The sequence below is a fragment of the Streptomyces sp. NPDC002671 genome, assembly GCF_053592475.1.
In genome coordinates this window covers 12089-28110 of sequence record NZ_JBSFVU010000054.1, presented here as the reverse complement: position 1 = coordinate 28110, position 16022 = coordinate 12089, and the positions used below count along the sequence as shown (strand labels likewise).

Sequence of the window (16022 nt, the reverse complement as noted above, 5' to 3'; positions counted from 1 at the left end):
GCGTCCCGTTCGACGAGGAGGTGGCCTTCCCGACCACGCGAGAACCCCACCTGTCCCTTGCTGCTTGACAGTTCTTCCGCATCGGATGTCTTCTTGGCGGCGTCGGTTCCCTGGCTGGCCAGGGGCACATTGGTGGAGGTCTTCACACTCGGGGTGTCGATCACGGAAGCGGTCGGTTCGGGCTTGCGTCCTTCCTTCACGCGGGCCAGGCCGGTCAGGTCGTAGTTGAGCTGGGCGAGGATTCCCTCGTCGCGCCAGGCGGCGTAGTAGGCGTAGACGGTGCCGTGATTGGGGAAGTCGTGCGGGAGGTATTTCCAGGGGATTCCGGTGCGGTTGATGTAGAGGAGTGCGTTGAATATGTCGCGCAGGTCGACCTTGGCCGGCTGCCCGGTGGGCCTGCGGTCGAGCCGGGCCTTTCTCCAGGCCGTCAACATCGGCTCGATTAAGGCCCATCGGGCGTCGGACAGGTCGCTGGGGTACGGCTTCCGCTGGCTCACGCCGTAGCGTGATCATGGATGCGGCGGACGGTGCTGTTCCGCTGCCGCTAGGCGTTTCTGCCTGATCTTCAAACCAGACGGACTTCGTGCACAAGAACCGGAGTAAACGGGCGGCCGAGTTCGCAGCTAGATGGACGCGAGGGCGCACGTATGGGGCAAATACCTCAAGCCTGACAGTCATGAAAGTTACTTACTGACATAGAGCATTTCTAAATGCCCACTGAGAGCCCGGACGTGCGAGCCGTCCACGGTGCAGTCGTTCAGGTCCAGCAGGTCCGCGCGGCGCAGTTCGGTCAGCAGCGCGGTGTGCAGGCGGGGCCAGACGCCGGCCTCGGTCCAATCCCGCAGCCGACGCCAGGCCGTGACTCCGGAGCAGCCCACGGCCTGCGCGGGGACATCGCGCCATGCGACACCGGTCCGCAGCACGTAGATGATGCCGGCCAGGCCGCCCGGTCCGGGACTCGTAGTCGCCCGGGGTGGCGGTGGCGTCGTTCGGGAGCGGGCGGCAGCAGCGGAGCCACCCGCTCCCACAGGTCATCCGGAACAAGATCAGCACACACCCGGACAGCCTGCCCACCAAGATCGTCGGGCACAAGAGCGCAGTTCAACTCATTCTGAACCGATCAGCCTGGGCGTTTCGCCCCTAATTCCGCAGGTCAGGTAGCGAAGACGGGCGGCACGTACCTGCTGGCCGACCGCTTCACCCTAGGCTGACGAACCGTCGGATCAGGATGTCGCCGCCCCGGACGGGGCGGCGGCATTGAGCTTCACACCTTGATACAGGGCGTCATGCCCGTGGTTGTGCCTGGCGCTCGCGAAGGATGGCAACGCCGTCTCCATCGAGCGCATCGAGGTAGGACGCGCGACCGGCCATCGCCATGATCAGGGCCAGGGTCGTGCCGGACACGCGTGGCCCCTCGCCGGTGGTGAAGGGGCTGTCGGTGGCGGTCAGGCGCAGTTCGCGGATGCGGGTCTTGGTGAAGACGGGCAGATCGGTGCGCTGGTAGTAGTCGGCCAGGGTGGTCAACGTGCGGACGGGGTAGTCGCGTTCGATGCCGAGCGGCCGGCGGATGTCCTCGCCGTGCACGATGGTCTCGCCGAGCATGGCCACGGTCGAGGGGATCGGCTTCGTCGTGCGGGTGGCCACTCGGCGGAACCGGTCGAGCGTCTCGGCCGGGGTAGCGCCCAGCTGTTCGGCCAGCCGCATGGCGACCTGCTTGTCGAAGTCGAAGCGGCAGCGGATCACGCCCGCCATCCACCGCACCGGGTTGAGGCCGGCCGCCGAGGTCAGGTGCGCGAGCACCTCACGAACGGTGAGCCCCTCGCACAGCGACGGGGTGGCCCACTGATGGTCGGTCAGCTGCGCGAGGTCGGCGGCCAGGGCGGTCCGCTCGGTATGGATCAGTGGCCAGGTTCCGGTGGCGGGTGTCGTCATGGGGGTGATACTCCTGTGCGGTGGTCGGGCGGGCAGGGGACCGGTCAGCGGCTGATTAGGCCGACGTGGTTGCCGTCGAGATCGGTGAAGACGGCGATGCGGCTGGCGGGCGTGTCGGTCGGGGAGAGGATTCGGGTGGCGCCGAGCCGCTCGGCGCGGGCGAGCGCGGCATCGACGTCGTCGACCGGGAAGTAAGCGACGAGCCCGGTGTACGGGCTGTCCGGGCCCGCCTGCCCGACCCCGCCGGTCGGTCGGCCGTCCTCGTCGCCGACCAGGGCGTAGGTGTCGTCCAGCACGTGGACCGGCCAGCCGAACAGCTCCTGGTAGAAGCGGCGGGCGCGCAGCGCGTCGGGAGTGGAGATGTCGAACCAGGCGGCACTGCTCATCGGGGTCTCCTCGGGGTGTCGGAAACGATCGGTCGAAGAGGTGACTCCCGGAGTGGGGCAGAATCGTCCCTCGTGGGCGAGGAAATTTCGGCGGGATCCGCGACGGGCGACCTGGCCAGGGCGCGCGAGGGGGACGACGCCGCGTTCACCCGCCTGGTGGCGCCGCTGCGCCGGGAGCTGCACGCGCACTGCTACCGGATGCTCGGGTCGACCCACGACGCGGACGATGCACTGCAGGAGGCGCTGCTGCGGGCCTGGCGGGGCCTGGACCGCTTCGAGGGGCGTAGTTCACTGCGCGCCTGGCTGTACACCGTGGCCACCCGCACCTGCCTGGACGCCGTCGACCGGCGCGGCAGGCGGGCGATGCCCATCGACCTCGGCCCGGCCAGCGACCACGCGGTGGTCGACGCCACCCCGCTGACCGAGGTCGCCTGGCTGGGCCCCTACCCCGACGCGGGCCTGCCCGCCGGCCCGGCCGGACCGGCCGCGCGGTACGAGCAGCGCGAGGCCGTCGAACTCGCCTTCGTCGCGGCCATGCAGCACCTGTCAGGCAACCAGCGGGCCGCGCTGCTCCTGTTCGACGTGCTCGGCTTCTCCGCCGCCGAGATCGCCACCATGATGGACACTTCCACCACCTCGGTGAACTCCGCCCTGGCCCGCGCCCGTCGACTGCTCGCCGAGCGGGTCCCGGCGCGCTCGCAGCAGCAGACCCTGCGCAAGCTCGGCGACGCCCGGGTCCGCGAGACCGTCACCGCCTTCGCCGCCGCCCTGGAAAGCGGCGACGCCGACGCCCTGGTCGCCCTGCTCACCGAGGACGTCGCCTGGTCGATGCCGCCGCTGGCCCAGTGGTACCGGGGCCGGGCCGCCGTCATGGACTTCGCCGTTGAGGTCCCGCTCACCCGCTGCCCGAGCTGGCGCTACCACCTCACTTCGGCGAACGGCCAACCGGCAGTGGCCTTCTACGTGGGCGCGAGCCGGTCGGCCCCGCACCTCGCGTGGTCGATCACGGTGCTGACCCTGCGCGGCGAGCTCGTCGAAGGCCTCACCTCGTTCCTGGGCGCGGAGCACGTGCAGCGGTTCGGGCTGCAGACGGAGTGGGCTTGAGCCAACGTCAGCCCCCGAGGCCCCCAGGGTGTGGCTACGGCCGGGACCATTGACCATTGAGGCCAGACGACGGCGTTTCCCATTCTGAAACGATCAGTTAGAGGCCGTGCAGTTCGGTGCGTTGGGGTACTTCGGTGACAGAACGGGCACGCTCCTGGTGATCACGGAGTTGCGAAAAGGGTGGGTCTGTATCGATGTGCGGCTCGCCGCGGGGGCCCATCCCCGCCTCCACCCGCGTCCAGGAATAGCCGCGGGCCCGCTCCGTGTTGCCGCAAGTATGACGACGAATACGCCGCGGCCCGAGGTACTTCGATACACCGCCTTCTCCAGCACCCCCGACGGCGGAAACCCCGCCGGCGTCGTTCTGGATGCCACCGCCCTGGACGACAGCGACATGCTGGCTATCGCGGCCGACCTCGGATACTCGGAGTCCGCGTTCCTGACTTCGCCCCCGGAGGACCTCGGCGGCCAGGAGGGACGGGCGTACAGCATCCGTTACTTCAGCCCCAAGGCCGAGGTGCCGTTCTGCGGGCACGCCACCGTCGCGACCGCCGTCGCGCTCGCCGAGCGGATGGGCCCTGGGGAGCTGATGTTCGCGACGCGCGCCGGCACCGTGCCGGTGGAGGTGGCCGAGGAGGGCGGGACCGTCAGGGCCACACTCACCAGTGTCGAGCCGCACATCGAGGAGATCGCCGACACCGACCTCACGGAGGCGCTCGCCGCGCTCGGCTGGCCAGCCGCCGATCTCGACCCGGCCTTCCCACCCCATGTCGCGTTCGCCGGTGCCCGCCATCTCGTTCTCGCGGCGGCGACACGCGCGCGCCTCGCAGATCTCGCGTACGACTTCGCGCGCCTCGAAACCCTGATGCACCGCTTGGATCTGATCACGCTCCAGTTGGTGTGGCGGGAGTCGGCCACCGTCTTCCATGTCCGTAACCCGTTCCCCGTTGGCGGCGTCGTCGAGGACCCGGCAACCGGCGCTGCGGCCGCCGCGTTCGGTGCGTACGCCCGTGAGCTCGGCCTGGTCCCCGAGGACGCCGTCCTCACCCTGCATCAGGGCGAGGACCTGGGCCGCCCTGGCGAACTCACGGTGACGCTGCGCTCGGGTGAGCCGCGTGTCCGTGTCAGCGGCACGGGAGCTCGCATCCGATGAAGCGTCAGCCATGACGGCAGGGCAGACACAAGTCTCCCCAGTCGTCACAGAGCGTCCCACTTCCACGAACCTAGGCCCGGGGTTCTTCTCCTCGGGCGCTCCATCGCACCTATACGCGCGAGCACTTAGTAGGGCTTGGTCACGTTTCTATCGGTGTGGGTATGTCGCGGCGGCAGGTGGGGCAGGTGCCGGCCCAGAGGTCGAGGAGTGTCTGCATCTCGCGGATCGTCGGAGGGGCGGGTCTCGGGGGCGTCCGGGGCTGTTTCGACGGCCGCCCGGGCGATCCGGTCCGCCCGCGCCGTCAGGACCTCATCGGGCGTCAGCAGCAGCGGCAACGGCGAATTCGGGTTGATCGGCACGGTGGACAGCGTCTGCAGCAGCGGGCGCACGGCCGTGTGCGCGAGGCGGGTCGGGCTCTGCGGGTCGGGGTCCATTGAGGCGACCGTCTCGGCGTCGACGGCGACTTGCTGCAGCACTGGTATCGAGGTCGCGTCGACCTGGCTGCGTACTGCCAGCTCCACCACGACCTGCTGATGCAGCCTGAGCCAGCCAGCCACCTCGTCCGGCGGCAGGGGCCGGGCAGGGGGTCGAGGAACATCGGAAAGAAGACCGGCGCTACGGATTCGTCGGGCCTGGTGGATGGCTGGCGGACCGTCAGTGGTCGAAGGCTTCTGGGATCGCGTCGCCGCGGCGGACACCCCCGGGCCCGCCTGGCCGGGGGCTGACGTGCCGCCATGCTGGGCTCGACGGAGGTCGGCGAGGCTCTGGGCGCTGGTGCGGATCGCGTCCTCGGCCGCTCGGAGGGTAGGGCTCAGGGCGGCGCAGCGGTTGAGCTCGGCCCGGATTTCTGCCGCGCGCAGCGGGTTCTGCGGGACGTCCGGCTGGCTCAGCCTGGCGCCGATCACGGCGTCCGGCACGAGGAAGAGGGGACGCTGCCGCTCGGGCCCTTGGTGGGCCCTGTGGGGCTCGTAAAGTCATCGCTGCAAGTCGGGTCGGTGGCTGCACTCTCCAACCTGATACCCCGCCGCCGCTGGCACAAGGTCTTCCCGGTCACGCGCGGGACCCTGCTGGCCTGGCACCGCAGGTTCATCGCCGCGAAGTGGGACTACAGCGCCCGGCGCGCCCGCACCGGACGGCCACCGACCAAGGCAGCACTCAAGAAACTGATCCTGCAGCTCGCTCGGGAGAATGCGAAGTGGGGGCATAGGCGGATCCAGGGCGAGCTGGCCCGACTCGGTCTCCCCATCGCAGCCTCCACAGTATGGGAGATCCGCCACTCGGCGGGCATCGATCCGGCCCCACGCCGCGCTGGCCCGACGTGGAGGGACTTCCTCACCAACCAGGCCGAAGGCATCATCGCCGTCGACTTCTTCCACCTCGACACCGCCCTCGGCCACAGGCTCTACGCGCTGGCGTTCCTCGAACACGGCACCCGCCGCCTGCACAGCGCCGCCACCACCGCCCACCCCACCCGTGACTGGGCTGTGCAGCAAGCCCGAAACCTGGCCACCGATCTCGGCACGCGCATGGAGTCCCTGCGATTCCTGCTGCGAGACCGCGACGGCAAGTACGGCCAGTCCTTCGACGCTATCTTCGAGACCGAGGAGATCGAGATCCTCAAGAGTGCCCCGCAAGCGCCTCGGATGAACGCCCACTGCGAGCGGGTGATCGGCACCATCCGACGCGAGGCCCTCGACCATGTCCTCATCATGAACGAGGCCCACGCACGGCACGTCCTGGCCGCCTACGAGCGGCACTACAACGAACACCGCCCCCACCGGGCCCGCAACCAACTACCTCCCGGCGCCGACCAGCAACCCACGACCGTGCACAAGCCCGAAAACCGCCGACTCCTGCGCACCCGCATCCTCGGCGGCGTCATCAACGAGTACCGCTACGCAGCTTGACCTGCAGCGACGAGTTTCCGAGCCCCACAGGCATTTGAGCGGCGACGACCGCCGACTGCGGATTCGCGACGGTCTTTTGGGCCCGTGTTTCATTCCGAACCAGTGAGGGTGATGGGGATCACGCCCATCCGGGTGATGCTCTCTGTGCACCTCCGACTGTGGCAGCCAGATGGGCGCGTGCATGGTCCTCACCGCCTCCGCGGCAGGGAGGAACCGGACAGTTTGCGGTCGGCCGCCAGTAGGTAGGCCACGGGAGATTCCCGCCTCAGTTGGCGGGCTTGGTTCACCCTCTGGGCGAGGTAGGGCAGGACGCTCACTCCCACGGCCGCACTGGCGACCGCCATCTGTCCACCAGCGGCTGCCACCCCGCCGAGGACCGTCCCGGCGGCGGCGCCAAGGTCGATCTTCAGGCCCAGCGTGCCGGCGACCGATCCGACGCCCACTCCGCGCAGCGCTCTGCGTAACTCGGCCAGCTGCGGTTCGGTGGTCGTGTCATAGATCCCTTGCAGGTGGGCTTGGGCCACCTGCAAGTTTTCCACTTGGGTGATCGTGCGTAGTTGAGGTGCCAATTCGGCAACGTGCTGCCGGAAAGCTGCGAGTTCGGCGGAGTAGCGCTGCCGGAAGGCGATGAGCTTGGAGATTGGCAGCTGGGCGAGGCGCTCGGGCTTGATCACCGCGTTCAGAGCGAGGTGCAGGTAGGCGCTTTGGGGGTTCTCGACCCGCTGCGCGGGGGCGTGGTCGCCGAACAGCAGTTGGGCCAGCCGGTCGAGTGTTCCGGCCGCGGCATACACGCGGGGGTCGTCGGTGACGGGAGAGAGTTGGTTGTGGCGGGCGACAGCGTCGGCGAGTACGGTCAGGTAGACCGATGCCACCTTCGGCCGCATGCCCAGCCACGGTCCCCTTTCCGGGTCTGGGACCGCGAGCTCGAGGTTGCCGAGAATCCCACGGGCGCGGTCGCCCATCTTGCCGCCTCCGCGACAAATTTCCGTCTCCGCGTAAATCCAAATCAAACCGTCTCTGGGAACAGTGCCGCTGCCGCTCCCACCTGTTTGTTTGAGCGCATCAAATATCGTCCGGGAGCGCGGCTCGTTGAGGCTGGAGTAGCTGCCCGGCACGTAGTGCACGGCTCTCAAATCATCGGGGAGATCGAACCTATCCCCGATGACCTCCTCGAAAGCGTCACTCACGGCACTCAGGTCAGCGGCGCTCGGCGTGAGGTCCATGATGAAGTCGGTCTCGGCCCGGATTTGGCGGACCAGTTCATTGTCCGCGTCGCCGATTCCCCCAGGTCGTATTCGTGCGATGTTGTCCCAGGTCAGCAGCGCGAGCTTGAGCCAGCTGTCGTCCTGGAACCTCACCCAGGGATAGTAGAGGGCGATCGTCGATTGGCGCAGCGGCATCTGTGGCTCGTCCATGTGTCCACGGTGTCATTTCCTGTCACTGGCCGGTGAGTCTTTCGGGGTTCAGCGAGGCGAGTCGATGGAGGTCGCTCGCTGTGGCAGCCAGCTGAGGTGGCCAGCCGCGGTGGCAGCTGCCCGCAGGCGGATGATCTCGTCGTGTTGAGCGGAGAGTTGAGCGAGGGCTTGGGTCCGGAACTCTGTGAGCTCGTTGATCGTGCCGGTTGACTCGGTAAGGCGTCGCCTGAGCGTGGTGACGTCGTTCTTGAGGCGGGTGATCTGGGCGTCGCGCGGGTCGGGCTGTTCACCGGCCTGCTGTAGGGCCTGCAGGCGTCGCTCGAACTCGGCGCGGAGGTGAGCGTAGGGGCGGGTGCCGTAGAAGGCGGTGCGGTCGAGGCCCGCTTCGCGGGCGAGGGTCTTGATGTCGCATTTTCCGCCGGGCGGGATCTCGCCCCGGAGGAGCCGGTCCATGGCGGCCCGGATGCGGTTCTCGTTCTCGGTCCGCTGGGCTGCGGAGATTCTCATGCGGACTCCTCGTCCATGGTGCCGACACCCGACAGCCCGCGGCCGTCCGTGACCCGCTGGAGCCGACCGCGACCCGGAACTGCCCCCACTGCCAGCAGCCCGTCACGATCGTCGCCCTGCTGGCCACCCCGGAGGCCGCCCGTCCGACGATGCCGCACCACCGCACCGACGTCGCTCCGCTGCGGCGGACCCCATGACCGGCCTCTTCACGCTCTCGCAGGTCGACGAGCTGGTCACCCGCAGCCACAGCGACGGCGTCACCGACCTCGCCGCGGCCGCGCTGATCGAGCACGACGCCAAGTTCCTCCTCGTTCGCACGGCGACCCGAGACCTGGACACGCCACCGGCCTGGGACCTTCCGGCCGGCCCTGTCCTGCCCGGGGAAACCGTGACCGACGGCCTGCACCGCATCCTCGCGCAAGCCCTCGGCTACTCGGACACGAAGATCACCGCCTTCCTCGGCATCGTCGACGCCGACAACGGCACCCGCACCTTCGTCTTCTCGACCACCGTGGACCAGCCCGACAGCGTTTGCTGGGCCGGCGGCATCCCGCACCGCTGGATCGACAACATCACCATCAGCGACCTGGTCCCTGAGATCAATCACGTGCTTCGCGCCTACTACGCGCTCGACTTCGGCTGACCCTCACCGATCACCCGGGCCCGGCGACCTGACGGTCGCCGGGCCGCGATGCAGTGTCGTCAAGCGGGTGATGCGTCCGCGACGGGGAGCCGTTCCGTTCCGCCACCGAAGGGGGGAAGACAGTGCGGCTGGCGATGAACCAGGCGCCGTCGATATTGCGGAAGATGTCCTCGTAGTGGCCGACGTTCGCTGGGAGCCTGGGCTCGATCATTCCACCTGAGTAGCCATCGACCCGGTATGTCGTCAGATACGAGACGGCCCGCGCCGTCGCCTCGGACTCCACCGTGACCAGGATGTTCGTCATCAGACGGCGTGACAGCCTGTCCGCCGGGCGAGAGGCGAAGTAGGCGCGCAGGGCCTCGCGCCCCTCGATGCGCCGGTCCCCGAAAGGCCAGTGCCAGACACCATCGGGCGTGAACAGCTCGGCCACCGAACTCGGTTCGCCGAGGTCAAGGCGATGGATGAAGTCCACAATGATGCGCTCGCAGGCGCGTTCCGCGAGCATCCGCTGAACCAAGGGCATGATCTTGTCGTCCATACCCCTGTCTATCAGCCCTAACAGGTTCCAGAGCAACGGCTTTTCCGCACCAGCACCGGCAGGGCGCGCTCTTCGCTCCCCACCCTCCCCACTCGATTCACCAGCGGACGAACTGAGGCGAAGAGCGGCCCTGGGGATTTTCACGGTTCAGGCAAGATTCTTGTGGAGCGTGACGGAGCGTCACGTGGATCACGTTGCCGAGGCACCTCTGGGCAGGACTGGCTCTCGACCCCGTAGCCTGCGCTGTACGCAAGTGGGGCCCGAACCGCGCGCCGGACGCTGTTGGTTGGTAATTCGCAGTCCGCTTCGCCCCGCTGATCATTGGTCGAGCGGGGGCGCAGGCAGTGCGCGGTACTGAACCGTCCGGGACACCGTGGAGCGGACGGTCGAGGCGTTAACCAACGGCCCGAATAAGCCGACGCCCGAGCAGGCGAAAGAGCTGAACGAGGTGATCCGCACGTACGTCTGTGATCACTAAACCGCACAGACAACCCCTGTCGGCCTCCGAGTCGGCGGGGCTTCGTCGTTTTCTATCGACCAGCTGCCAGCGGATGGAAGGGAACGGCCAATTCCACGACTGGGAACCGGACAAACAACAGAAAGTTCGCGCCACGGATCTTGTGTGGCGCCTCTGAACCCATGAGGGTGGCCGGTGGCACGACGCACGTTCGATTTTTCTCAGGGGGGAAACGAAGGCACGTTTTCTCGTCCCGCTTCTCGCGGCGGGGGCTCTGCTGGTGCGGGCTGCCACGGCGTCGGCTGCGGCAGTTCCGAGTGGCAGCACGGGAAGGGCCGTCGCGAAGAGCCCTACCGTAGCCGTGTGGTGCACCTTTCTGGGTAAGAAGCCGTTCCAGGTCACCCATAACGGCCCGCTGTTCGCCCAGGGCTACTACACGGGTTGCTCGACTCCGGCGCCCGACCAATGCCGGGCCCAGGTCGATCTTCAGCGGCTCGAAGCCTACGACGGGCACTGGCACGCGGTGAAGCACAAGGACAGCAAGTGGACGAGGTGCAGTGGGCGCTACACCACTCCGCCGCTCAACTGCGTGCATGATGGACATAAGGAGACGTGCAACACGCAGGTGACCTTTCAGGTCGAGTACCACGGTCGCTTCAGCAAACCCGGAATCGCGGACACGGGCAACACCGTGATCGACTGCTGAAGTCTGTTCACCGTAACGGCCTGCCGGAGTGATTCGGTAGGCCGTTCTCGGTTTCGGTCGCACAGATGAAAGTGAGACAGTGACTTGCACATTCATTTTGAAGCAGTAGACCCAGAGAAAATGATCAGGTTCTGGGGCAGCATCCCGGGTTGGGGTGGGTACAGTGTCGGCGAAGCGAAGTCCCCGGCCGTGCTGCCGGTCGTCACCGTCCTTGTCGGAACGATCGACGAACAGGTTCAGATACTGATCGGCAAAGGCGCCTCTCTGGTGGAACCTCACGATTGCATGCACGCCCTGATGGCGGATCCGGAAGGCAACAGGTTCATGGTGGTGCTCGACCCCGATCACGAAGCATGACATTCTCCAGCGTGGACGCAGCCCGGCGTACAGCACTCGCCCTTCAAGGGTGATGACGCTCCCTGAAAGCTGTTCAGGCAAGATTCTTGTGGAGCGTGACTGAGCGTCACGTGGATCACGCGAGGAGAACTCGCTTGCGCAGCAACGGGAGTCCGGCCCGGTTGAACATCTGCCGCTTCAGGGTCTTGAGTCTATTGATGTGTCCCTCGACCCTGCCGGAGCTGTAGTCCATGGTCAGTCCGGCCAGCACCGCGTCGAGGTCCTGGCGCAGGAACCGGGCGAAGCTCTTGATCGATGGTGGTGCGGTCCGCTCGGCCTGGCGGATCCAGTCCTCCAGCAGGAAGCCGCGGCCATGGCGGAGCAGGTCGGTGAACGCGTGGGCGAAGTCGCAGGCTGCGGTGATGTCCGGGCAGGCCATCCGTACTTCTTCAAGCCCTTCGGCGCTGCGTGACGACAGGTTCTCGCGGTCTTGCATGATCCAGCCGGTGATTCTGCGAGGACTGGGTATCTCGGCAGGCGCCGGGGGCGCGGTTCCGGCACGCACCGTGCGCAGATAGCGGGTGAGGGTGGAGTAGCCGCCACGGTATCCCTGCTCGCGCAGGTGTTGGAGCAGCTCGGTGCCGCTGGTGCGACCGGCCGCGAACTCGGCCTGTAGGAAGGGCTTGAAGCGGTCGAGGGGGACGCTGCGGCGGTCGCGGGCGGAGGCGAGCAGGGTGTCGAGATCGGTGTCACGGTAGTGGCGCACGGTCTTGCGGTCGAGGCCGAGGCGGCGGGCGATCTCGCTGATCGGGTAGCCGGCGGCAACCATGCGGTTGATCTCCTCGTGCCGGTCCAGGACACGCTGGACGATCAGAGTCGGCGGCAGCGCGTCGAGCAGGGGTATCTGCACGGGCTGGTCCCGTCCACGCTCGGCGTGCTTCTTCAGACAGCCGCGGTGCTGGTGACAGACCTGCTCGACGGCCCGGGACAGGCTCTGGAGCAGGTGCCAGCGATCAGCGATTTGGACCGCGTCCGGGCAGGCCGTGGTCGCGGCGCGGCTGTAACTGCTGTCGCGGTCACGGCAGATGACCTCGGCACCGGGGTGCTCGGCGAGCCACGCGATGAGGGTGTCGGAGGAAGGGTCGGGCAGCAGGTCGATCACCGTCGAGGCGTCGACGTCGACCAGGACGGTGCCGTAGGTCTTGCCCTTGCGGAAGGCGAAGTCGTCCACGCCCAGTACCCGCGGGCTGCGTGCCGAGGTGGTGGCGGGAGGGTCGGGCAGGGCCATCAGCATGCTGATCAGCGTCACCCGGCTGACCGCCACCGCGAGCACTGCCGCCATCCGGGCTCCGGCCCGGCCGGCCAGAGCCAGCGCGAGGGCCAGCAACAGGTGGTGCAACAGTGGGGTTCTCCGCCCGTAGCGGATGGTCAGGCCCTTGACCTGCTCAACGAACGTACGGCGCGGGCATGTTGGCTGATCGCAGATGAGACGGCGCACCAATAAGTCGATGACCACCGGACGGCCGGCGACAGCGGTATCGGCGAGGTGCCGCTGATAGCGGCCGTGGACACGGTGCGCGGCCATGCCGCAGCTGGGGCAGTCCACGGCACGGTTGTCCGGAGTCCGCGCGGTGACGTGCACCGTGCCGCTCTCCACGAACACACGCTCCACCAGCACCGCCTTCAGGTGCGGAAACACGATGTCCAAGAGTTCGTCACACATAGGTGACGATGCCAGGTAGATGACGCTGCGTCACGCTCCACAAGAATCTTGCCTGAACCATTTTCACGAAGCCTCATCACAGATCGGCATGATCTGGAACCTCAGAGCCCAGGCTGGCGAACGCGGCCTGGGCCACGTCCGTAACTGGGCAGGCCGCAACGGCCATCTCGCCGCCCTCACCGGCGAGATGATCGGCGACTTTGCGTTCGGGCGCTGGCTCACCAATCGCCGGCGCGCCGCCCGCGACCGCGCGGCACAAAACCTCGACCCCGACCCCACCGACATTGCACTCACCGAGATCGACCCCTGGTGGAACCCGCCATGGCCGATCAGCTGGCAGCGCCTCTACTACACCGCCCGCACCTACGCCCAGGCCAGCATCGCTCTCGACGACCTGCCTGCCGACTTCGTCACCGATGACGACGAGCCGCTCGGCGAATGGGTCCGCCACCAGAGCACCCAGTTCAGCACTCTCCATCCCGAGCAGGGCCGACTCGTCCGCGAACTCGGCATCAGCCTCATCGAACCTGCCGAAGATCAACCACCGCAGCCCACGGGCCGTGCCGCCCGTCAGCAGCGACAGCTCAACAAGGGCCTCGCAGCCGTCGAGGCTTTCCGCAACAGTGAGGGCCACGTCCACATCCGCCAGCGCGACACCGTCATCATCAACGGCGAGGAGTTCAAGGTCGGTCAGTGGCTCAACAACCTGCGCAAACGCTGGCACACCCTGCCCGACGACCAACTCCAGGCCGTCACCGCAGCCGGACTCACCCGCCACGCCCTTCCGGCTTCAGGCACCAGCCAGTGGCACTGTTCATGAGCATGAGCAGCGCCTCGACAGCGGTTCCGGCGGCAGTGGAACCTTTTCGGATGCCACGGATATTCACGTGTTTCGACAGCACTGGGCGGCGCTGTGGGAGTGCGTCAGGCGGGCAAGGCAGCGAGCCAGTCGGTCAGGAGTCGGTTGACCTCGTCGGGGCGTTCTTGCTGGATCCAGTGGCCGCAGCTGTCGAGGAAGTGGGAGGAGACCAGGCCCGGCAGCGTGGCCGGGTACTCCTTGATCGCGTCGGCCAGCCATGTCGTGGAAGCGTCCAGGCTGCCGCCGATGAACAGGGACGGCTGGGTGATGGGGGCGCCGTCGAAGGCGGCGAGGTCCTCCCAATCGCGGTCCATGTTCCGGTAGCGGTTGAGTGCTCCGGTCACGCCGGTCCGTTCGAACTCCCCGGCGTAGACGTCGAGGTCCCGCTCACTGAGCCACGCGGGCAGTCGGCCGGCGGGGAACCGATCACGCAGCATCCCGGCCCTGCTGACGAAGTGCGGATCGGGCATGCCGGGCGCGGGCATGGTGTCGGCGGACAGGGCCGCGTAGAAGCCCGCGAGCCAGCCGCGCACATCGGGTTCGATCTCGGCCTCGGCGCGGCCCGGCTCCTGGAAGTACGAGACGTAGAACTCCTCATCCCCGCCCATCTGAGCGAAGACGTCGCTGGGGCGGGGCCCGCCGCGCGGGGTGTAGGGGATGCTTAGCAGTCCCACTGCCCGGAAGACCTCGGGCTTGAGCAGGGCGCAGTTCGCCGCGATGGTCGCGCCCCAGTCGTGGCCGATGACCACCGCAGACTCCTCGCCCAGGGCGTGCACCACCGTGACGGTGTCCTCCACCAGGTCGAGCATCCGGTACGCATCCACCGCGGCCGGCTTGGAGGAGCGGCCGTAGCCGCGGACATCGATGGCGACCGCGCGGTATCCCGCTGTCGCGAGTACCGGCAGCTGGCGGCGCCAGGAGTACCAGGATTCCGGGAAGCCGTGTACGAGCAGCACCAGCGGCCCGGTTCCCTGCTCCGCGAGGTGAATCCGGCCTCCCGGCGAGGACACCAACCGGTGTGTGATCTCCGCGACCTGCTGCGTCATGCGTCTCCTCCCCAACCGTCAGCCTGCTGTGCCCTGGAACGGCCCCCTTGCGCCGTTCCGCCGGCTCAATGCCGATCCTGCGGAAGACGCCGCCCAGAAGACGAGTCTGTTTGCCGATTCGGCAAGCCCGGCCCTCGGCGGTGGCACCGACCCGGTCAGTTGTCCGCCCCCGGAGTGCGGCGATCACAGCACTGCCTCCCGTTCTCATGAACTTCGACTCCGGCCGACATCGAGCGCCTCCCCACGAGATGAACAACTGCTGCCGCGACTCGTGAACAAAGCCAAGCCAGTAGGCAGTGGATCCGGGACGCCTCTTTCGAGCTGCGAGGACGACCGCAGAGCAAGTCCCTCTGGCTACGCAGAAATCTTTGCGGCGGTGTCACACGGAGGCGCTTTTCGACACCTGTAGCAGGTGAAGCCTCCAGAACGCCGAAGGAGTTGTCCATGGACCACACCCCGGAAGCCGCCTACGCCAACCTCCGCAACACCCACCCGCATTGGTTCCGCACCCCACAGGGTGATGGCGCGATCAGCATCATGCACCCGACGATCTCCCACGGCCGGGTTATCCACCGTGACCAGTGGTGGACACTCTTGCAGGACCCCGTCGTCTTCCCTGACGGTCAGGAAGGCCGCTACCTGCGCATGCTCTCTCCGCAGTCTGAACCAGGAGTGGCCGTGCTGCCTGTCGTGGACACCGACGTGGTTCTCATCGAACAGTTCCGGCACGCTACGCGAACCTGGCACCTGGAGATCCCCCGCGGTGGTGGCGCCACGGCCCTGGCCGACGAGGAAAATGTGGCCAAGGAGATCCGAGAGGAGATCGGTGCGAGAGTCGGTGAGGTCACTGCGCTCGGCGTCGTCCATCCCGACACCGGGATCCTGGGACAGGCGGTCCGGCTGTTCGCCGCCCGGATCGACACAGTCGGCCGGGTAGGGCGCGCCGAGGGAATACGCCGCGCCCGACGAGTCACCTTCGCCCTCTTCCGGGCCCGTCTGGCCGGCCTCGCCGTCCCCCTCACCGAGCCAAGCCACGTGCCACTACCCAGTGACCCCACCGCCGTGCCCATGTGTGACTGGTTGCGGTGGTTGTCACCGAGAAACGCTCCGCGAGCTGCGGCTTCGCCTTGCGCTGGTCACGCTATCTGTCACCAGTTGGTCGAGATAGTTGTCACCGGACCGGGGTGGTCACGCGAGTCGTCCCCCCCAAGCCGTCAACTGGCTGATCCGAGCGGATGCGCTAGCTCTGGGCGGTAGCGCCTCGTGGCCGTGGTGACGGTCTATGCGAGGGTTGTAGCTGTGCCATCCGG

At 67.5% G+C, this 16022-nt stretch carries 16 protein-coding genes and 2 pseudogenes; 8 read left to right on the top strand and 10 right to left on the bottom strand.

Features of this window, described 5'->3' with window-relative positions; all coding sequences use genetic code 11:
* From ACWD35_RS40545 to ACWD35_RS40530, 4 genes and pseudogenes are all read right to left on the bottom strand, one after another.
* The coding region (locus tag ACWD35_RS40545) for a transposase (RefSeq protein WP_451356366.1) at positions 1 to 497 on the bottom strand (497 nt) is incomplete at its 3' end.
* 222 nt (positions 498 to 719) lie between these two features.
* Positions 720 to 1057: pseudogene (locus ACWD35_RS40540) on the bottom strand (transposase); the annotation flags it as partial.
* A 227-nt stretch (positions 1058 to 1284) separates the two neighbouring features.
* A complete protein-coding gene (locus tag ACWD35_RS40535; RefSeq protein ID WP_097281921.1) occupies positions 1285 to 1932 on the bottom strand; it encodes a maleylpyruvate isomerase family mycothiol-dependent enzyme in 648 nt (215 codons plus the stop codon).
* A gap of 44 nt (positions 1933 to 1976) precedes the next feature.
* On the bottom strand, positions 1977 to 2318 hold the full coding sequence (locus ACWD35_RS40530) for a VOC family protein (RefSeq protein ID WP_033355375.1): 342 nt from the start codon (positions 2316 to 2318) through the stop codon (positions 1977 to 1979).
* A gap of 72 nt (positions 2319 to 2390) precedes the next feature.
* Here ACWD35_RS40530 and ACWD35_RS40525 point away from each other — a divergent pair, with 72 nt between their 5' ends.
* Together ACWD35_RS40525 and ACWD35_RS40520 are read left to right on the top strand one after the other, a co-directional pair.
* Complete coding sequence (locus ACWD35_RS40525) at positions 2391 to 3422, top strand: sigma-70 family RNA polymerase sigma factor (RefSeq protein ID WP_451356365.1); 1032 nt, start codon at positions 2391 to 2393, stop codon at positions 3420 to 3422.
* Between the two features lie 277 nt (positions 3423 to 3699).
* Positions 3700 to 4575, top strand: coding sequence for a PhzF family phenazine biosynthesis protein (locus ACWD35_RS40520; RefSeq protein ID WP_451356364.1), 876 nt, complete (start codon positions 3700 to 3702; stop codon positions 4573 to 4575).
* A 125-nt stretch (positions 4576 to 4700) separates the two neighbouring features.
* On the opposite strand, the gene ACWD35_RS40515 is transcribed toward ACWD35_RS40520, so the two are convergent.
* A complete protein-coding gene (locus tag ACWD35_RS40515; RefSeq protein WP_451356363.1) occupies positions 4701 to 5492 on the bottom strand; it encodes a hypothetical protein in 792 nt (263 codons plus the stop codon).
* A 78-nt stretch (positions 5493 to 5570) separates the two neighbouring features.
* Here ACWD35_RS40515 and ACWD35_RS40510 point away from each other — a divergent pair, with 78 nt between their 5' ends.
* A complete protein-coding gene (locus ACWD35_RS40510; protein ID WP_451356362.1) occupies positions 5571 to 6482 on the top strand; it encodes an integrase core domain-containing protein in 912 nt (303 codons plus the stop codon).
* A 188-nt stretch (positions 6483 to 6670) separates the two neighbouring features.
* Here ACWD35_RS40510 and ACWD35_RS40505 read toward each other — a convergent pair whose 3' ends face one another.
* Positions 6671 to 7897, bottom strand: a complete 1227-nt coding sequence (locus ACWD35_RS40505) for a DUF6236 family protein (protein ID WP_451356361.1) — start codon at positions 7895 to 7897, stop codon at positions 6671 to 6673.
* A gap of 48 nt (positions 7898 to 7945) precedes the next feature.
* Positions 7946 to 8404: a hypothetical protein gene (locus ACWD35_RS40500; RefSeq protein WP_451356360.1), complete on the bottom strand. Its 459-nt coding sequence runs from the start codon at positions 8402 to 8404 to the stop codon at positions 7946 to 7948.
* Between the two features lie 193 nt (positions 8405 to 8597).
* Between ACWD35_RS40500 and ACWD35_RS40495 the strand changes: the two genes are divergently transcribed.
* A complete protein-coding gene (locus tag ACWD35_RS40495; RefSeq protein ID WP_451356359.1) occupies positions 8598 to 9047 on the top strand; it encodes an NUDIX hydrolase in 450 nt (149 codons plus the stop codon).
* 59 nt (positions 9048 to 9106) lie between these two features.
* On the opposite strand, the pseudogene ACWD35_RS40490 reads toward ACWD35_RS40495, so the two are convergent.
* A pseudogene (locus ACWD35_RS40490) lies at positions 9107 to 9585 on the bottom strand (nuclear transport factor 2 family protein).
* A gap of 818 nt (positions 9586 to 10403) precedes the next feature.
* Between ACWD35_RS40490 and ACWD35_RS40485 the strand changes: the two are divergent.
* Both ACWD35_RS40485 and ACWD35_RS40480 read left to right on the top strand, forming a co-directional pair.
* On the top strand, positions 10404 to 10748 hold the full coding sequence (locus ACWD35_RS40485; RefSeq protein WP_451356358.1) for a hypothetical protein: 345 nt from the start codon (positions 10404 to 10406) through the stop codon (positions 10746 to 10748).
* Between the two features lie 120 nt (positions 10749 to 10868).
* The gene (locus ACWD35_RS40480; protein ID WP_451356357.1) at positions 10869 to 11105 is read left to right on the top strand and encodes a VOC family protein; all 237 of its coding nucleotides are present in this window, start codon (positions 10869 to 10871) and stop codon (positions 11103 to 11105) included.
* 115 nt (positions 11106 to 11220) lie between these two features.
* Here ACWD35_RS40480 and ACWD35_RS40475 read toward each other — a convergent pair whose 3' ends face one another.
* Positions 11221 to 12783 carry an ISL3 family transposase gene (locus ACWD35_RS40475; protein ID WP_451356356.1) on the bottom strand — a complete coding sequence of 521 codons (1563 nt, stop codon included), beginning with the start codon at positions 12781 to 12783 and terminating at the stop codon, positions 11221 to 11223.
* 43 nt (positions 12784 to 12826) lie between these two features.
* On the opposite strand from ACWD35_RS40475, the gene ACWD35_RS40470 reads away from it, so the two are divergent.
* Positions 12827 to 13627: a hypothetical protein gene (locus ACWD35_RS40470; protein ID WP_451356355.1), complete on the top strand. Its 801-nt coding sequence runs from the start codon at positions 12827 to 12829 to the stop codon at positions 13625 to 13627.
* Between the two features lie 104 nt (positions 13628 to 13731).
* Here the strand turns inward: ACWD35_RS40470 and ACWD35_RS40465 are convergent, their stop codons facing one another.
* Positions 13732 to 14712, bottom strand: a complete 981-nt coding sequence (locus tag ACWD35_RS40465) for an alpha/beta fold hydrolase (protein WP_451356354.1) — start codon at positions 14710 to 14712, stop codon at positions 13732 to 13734.
* A 444-nt stretch (positions 14713 to 15156) separates the two neighbouring features.
* Between ACWD35_RS40465 and ACWD35_RS40460 the strand changes: the two genes are divergently transcribed.
* Positions 15157 to 15969 (top strand): NUDIX hydrolase, encoded by an 813-nt coding sequence (locus ACWD35_RS40460; protein ID WP_451356353.1) that lies wholly within the window; start codon positions 15157 to 15159, stop codon positions 15967 to 15969.
* Positions 15970 to 16022: the final 53 nt, after the last annotated feature.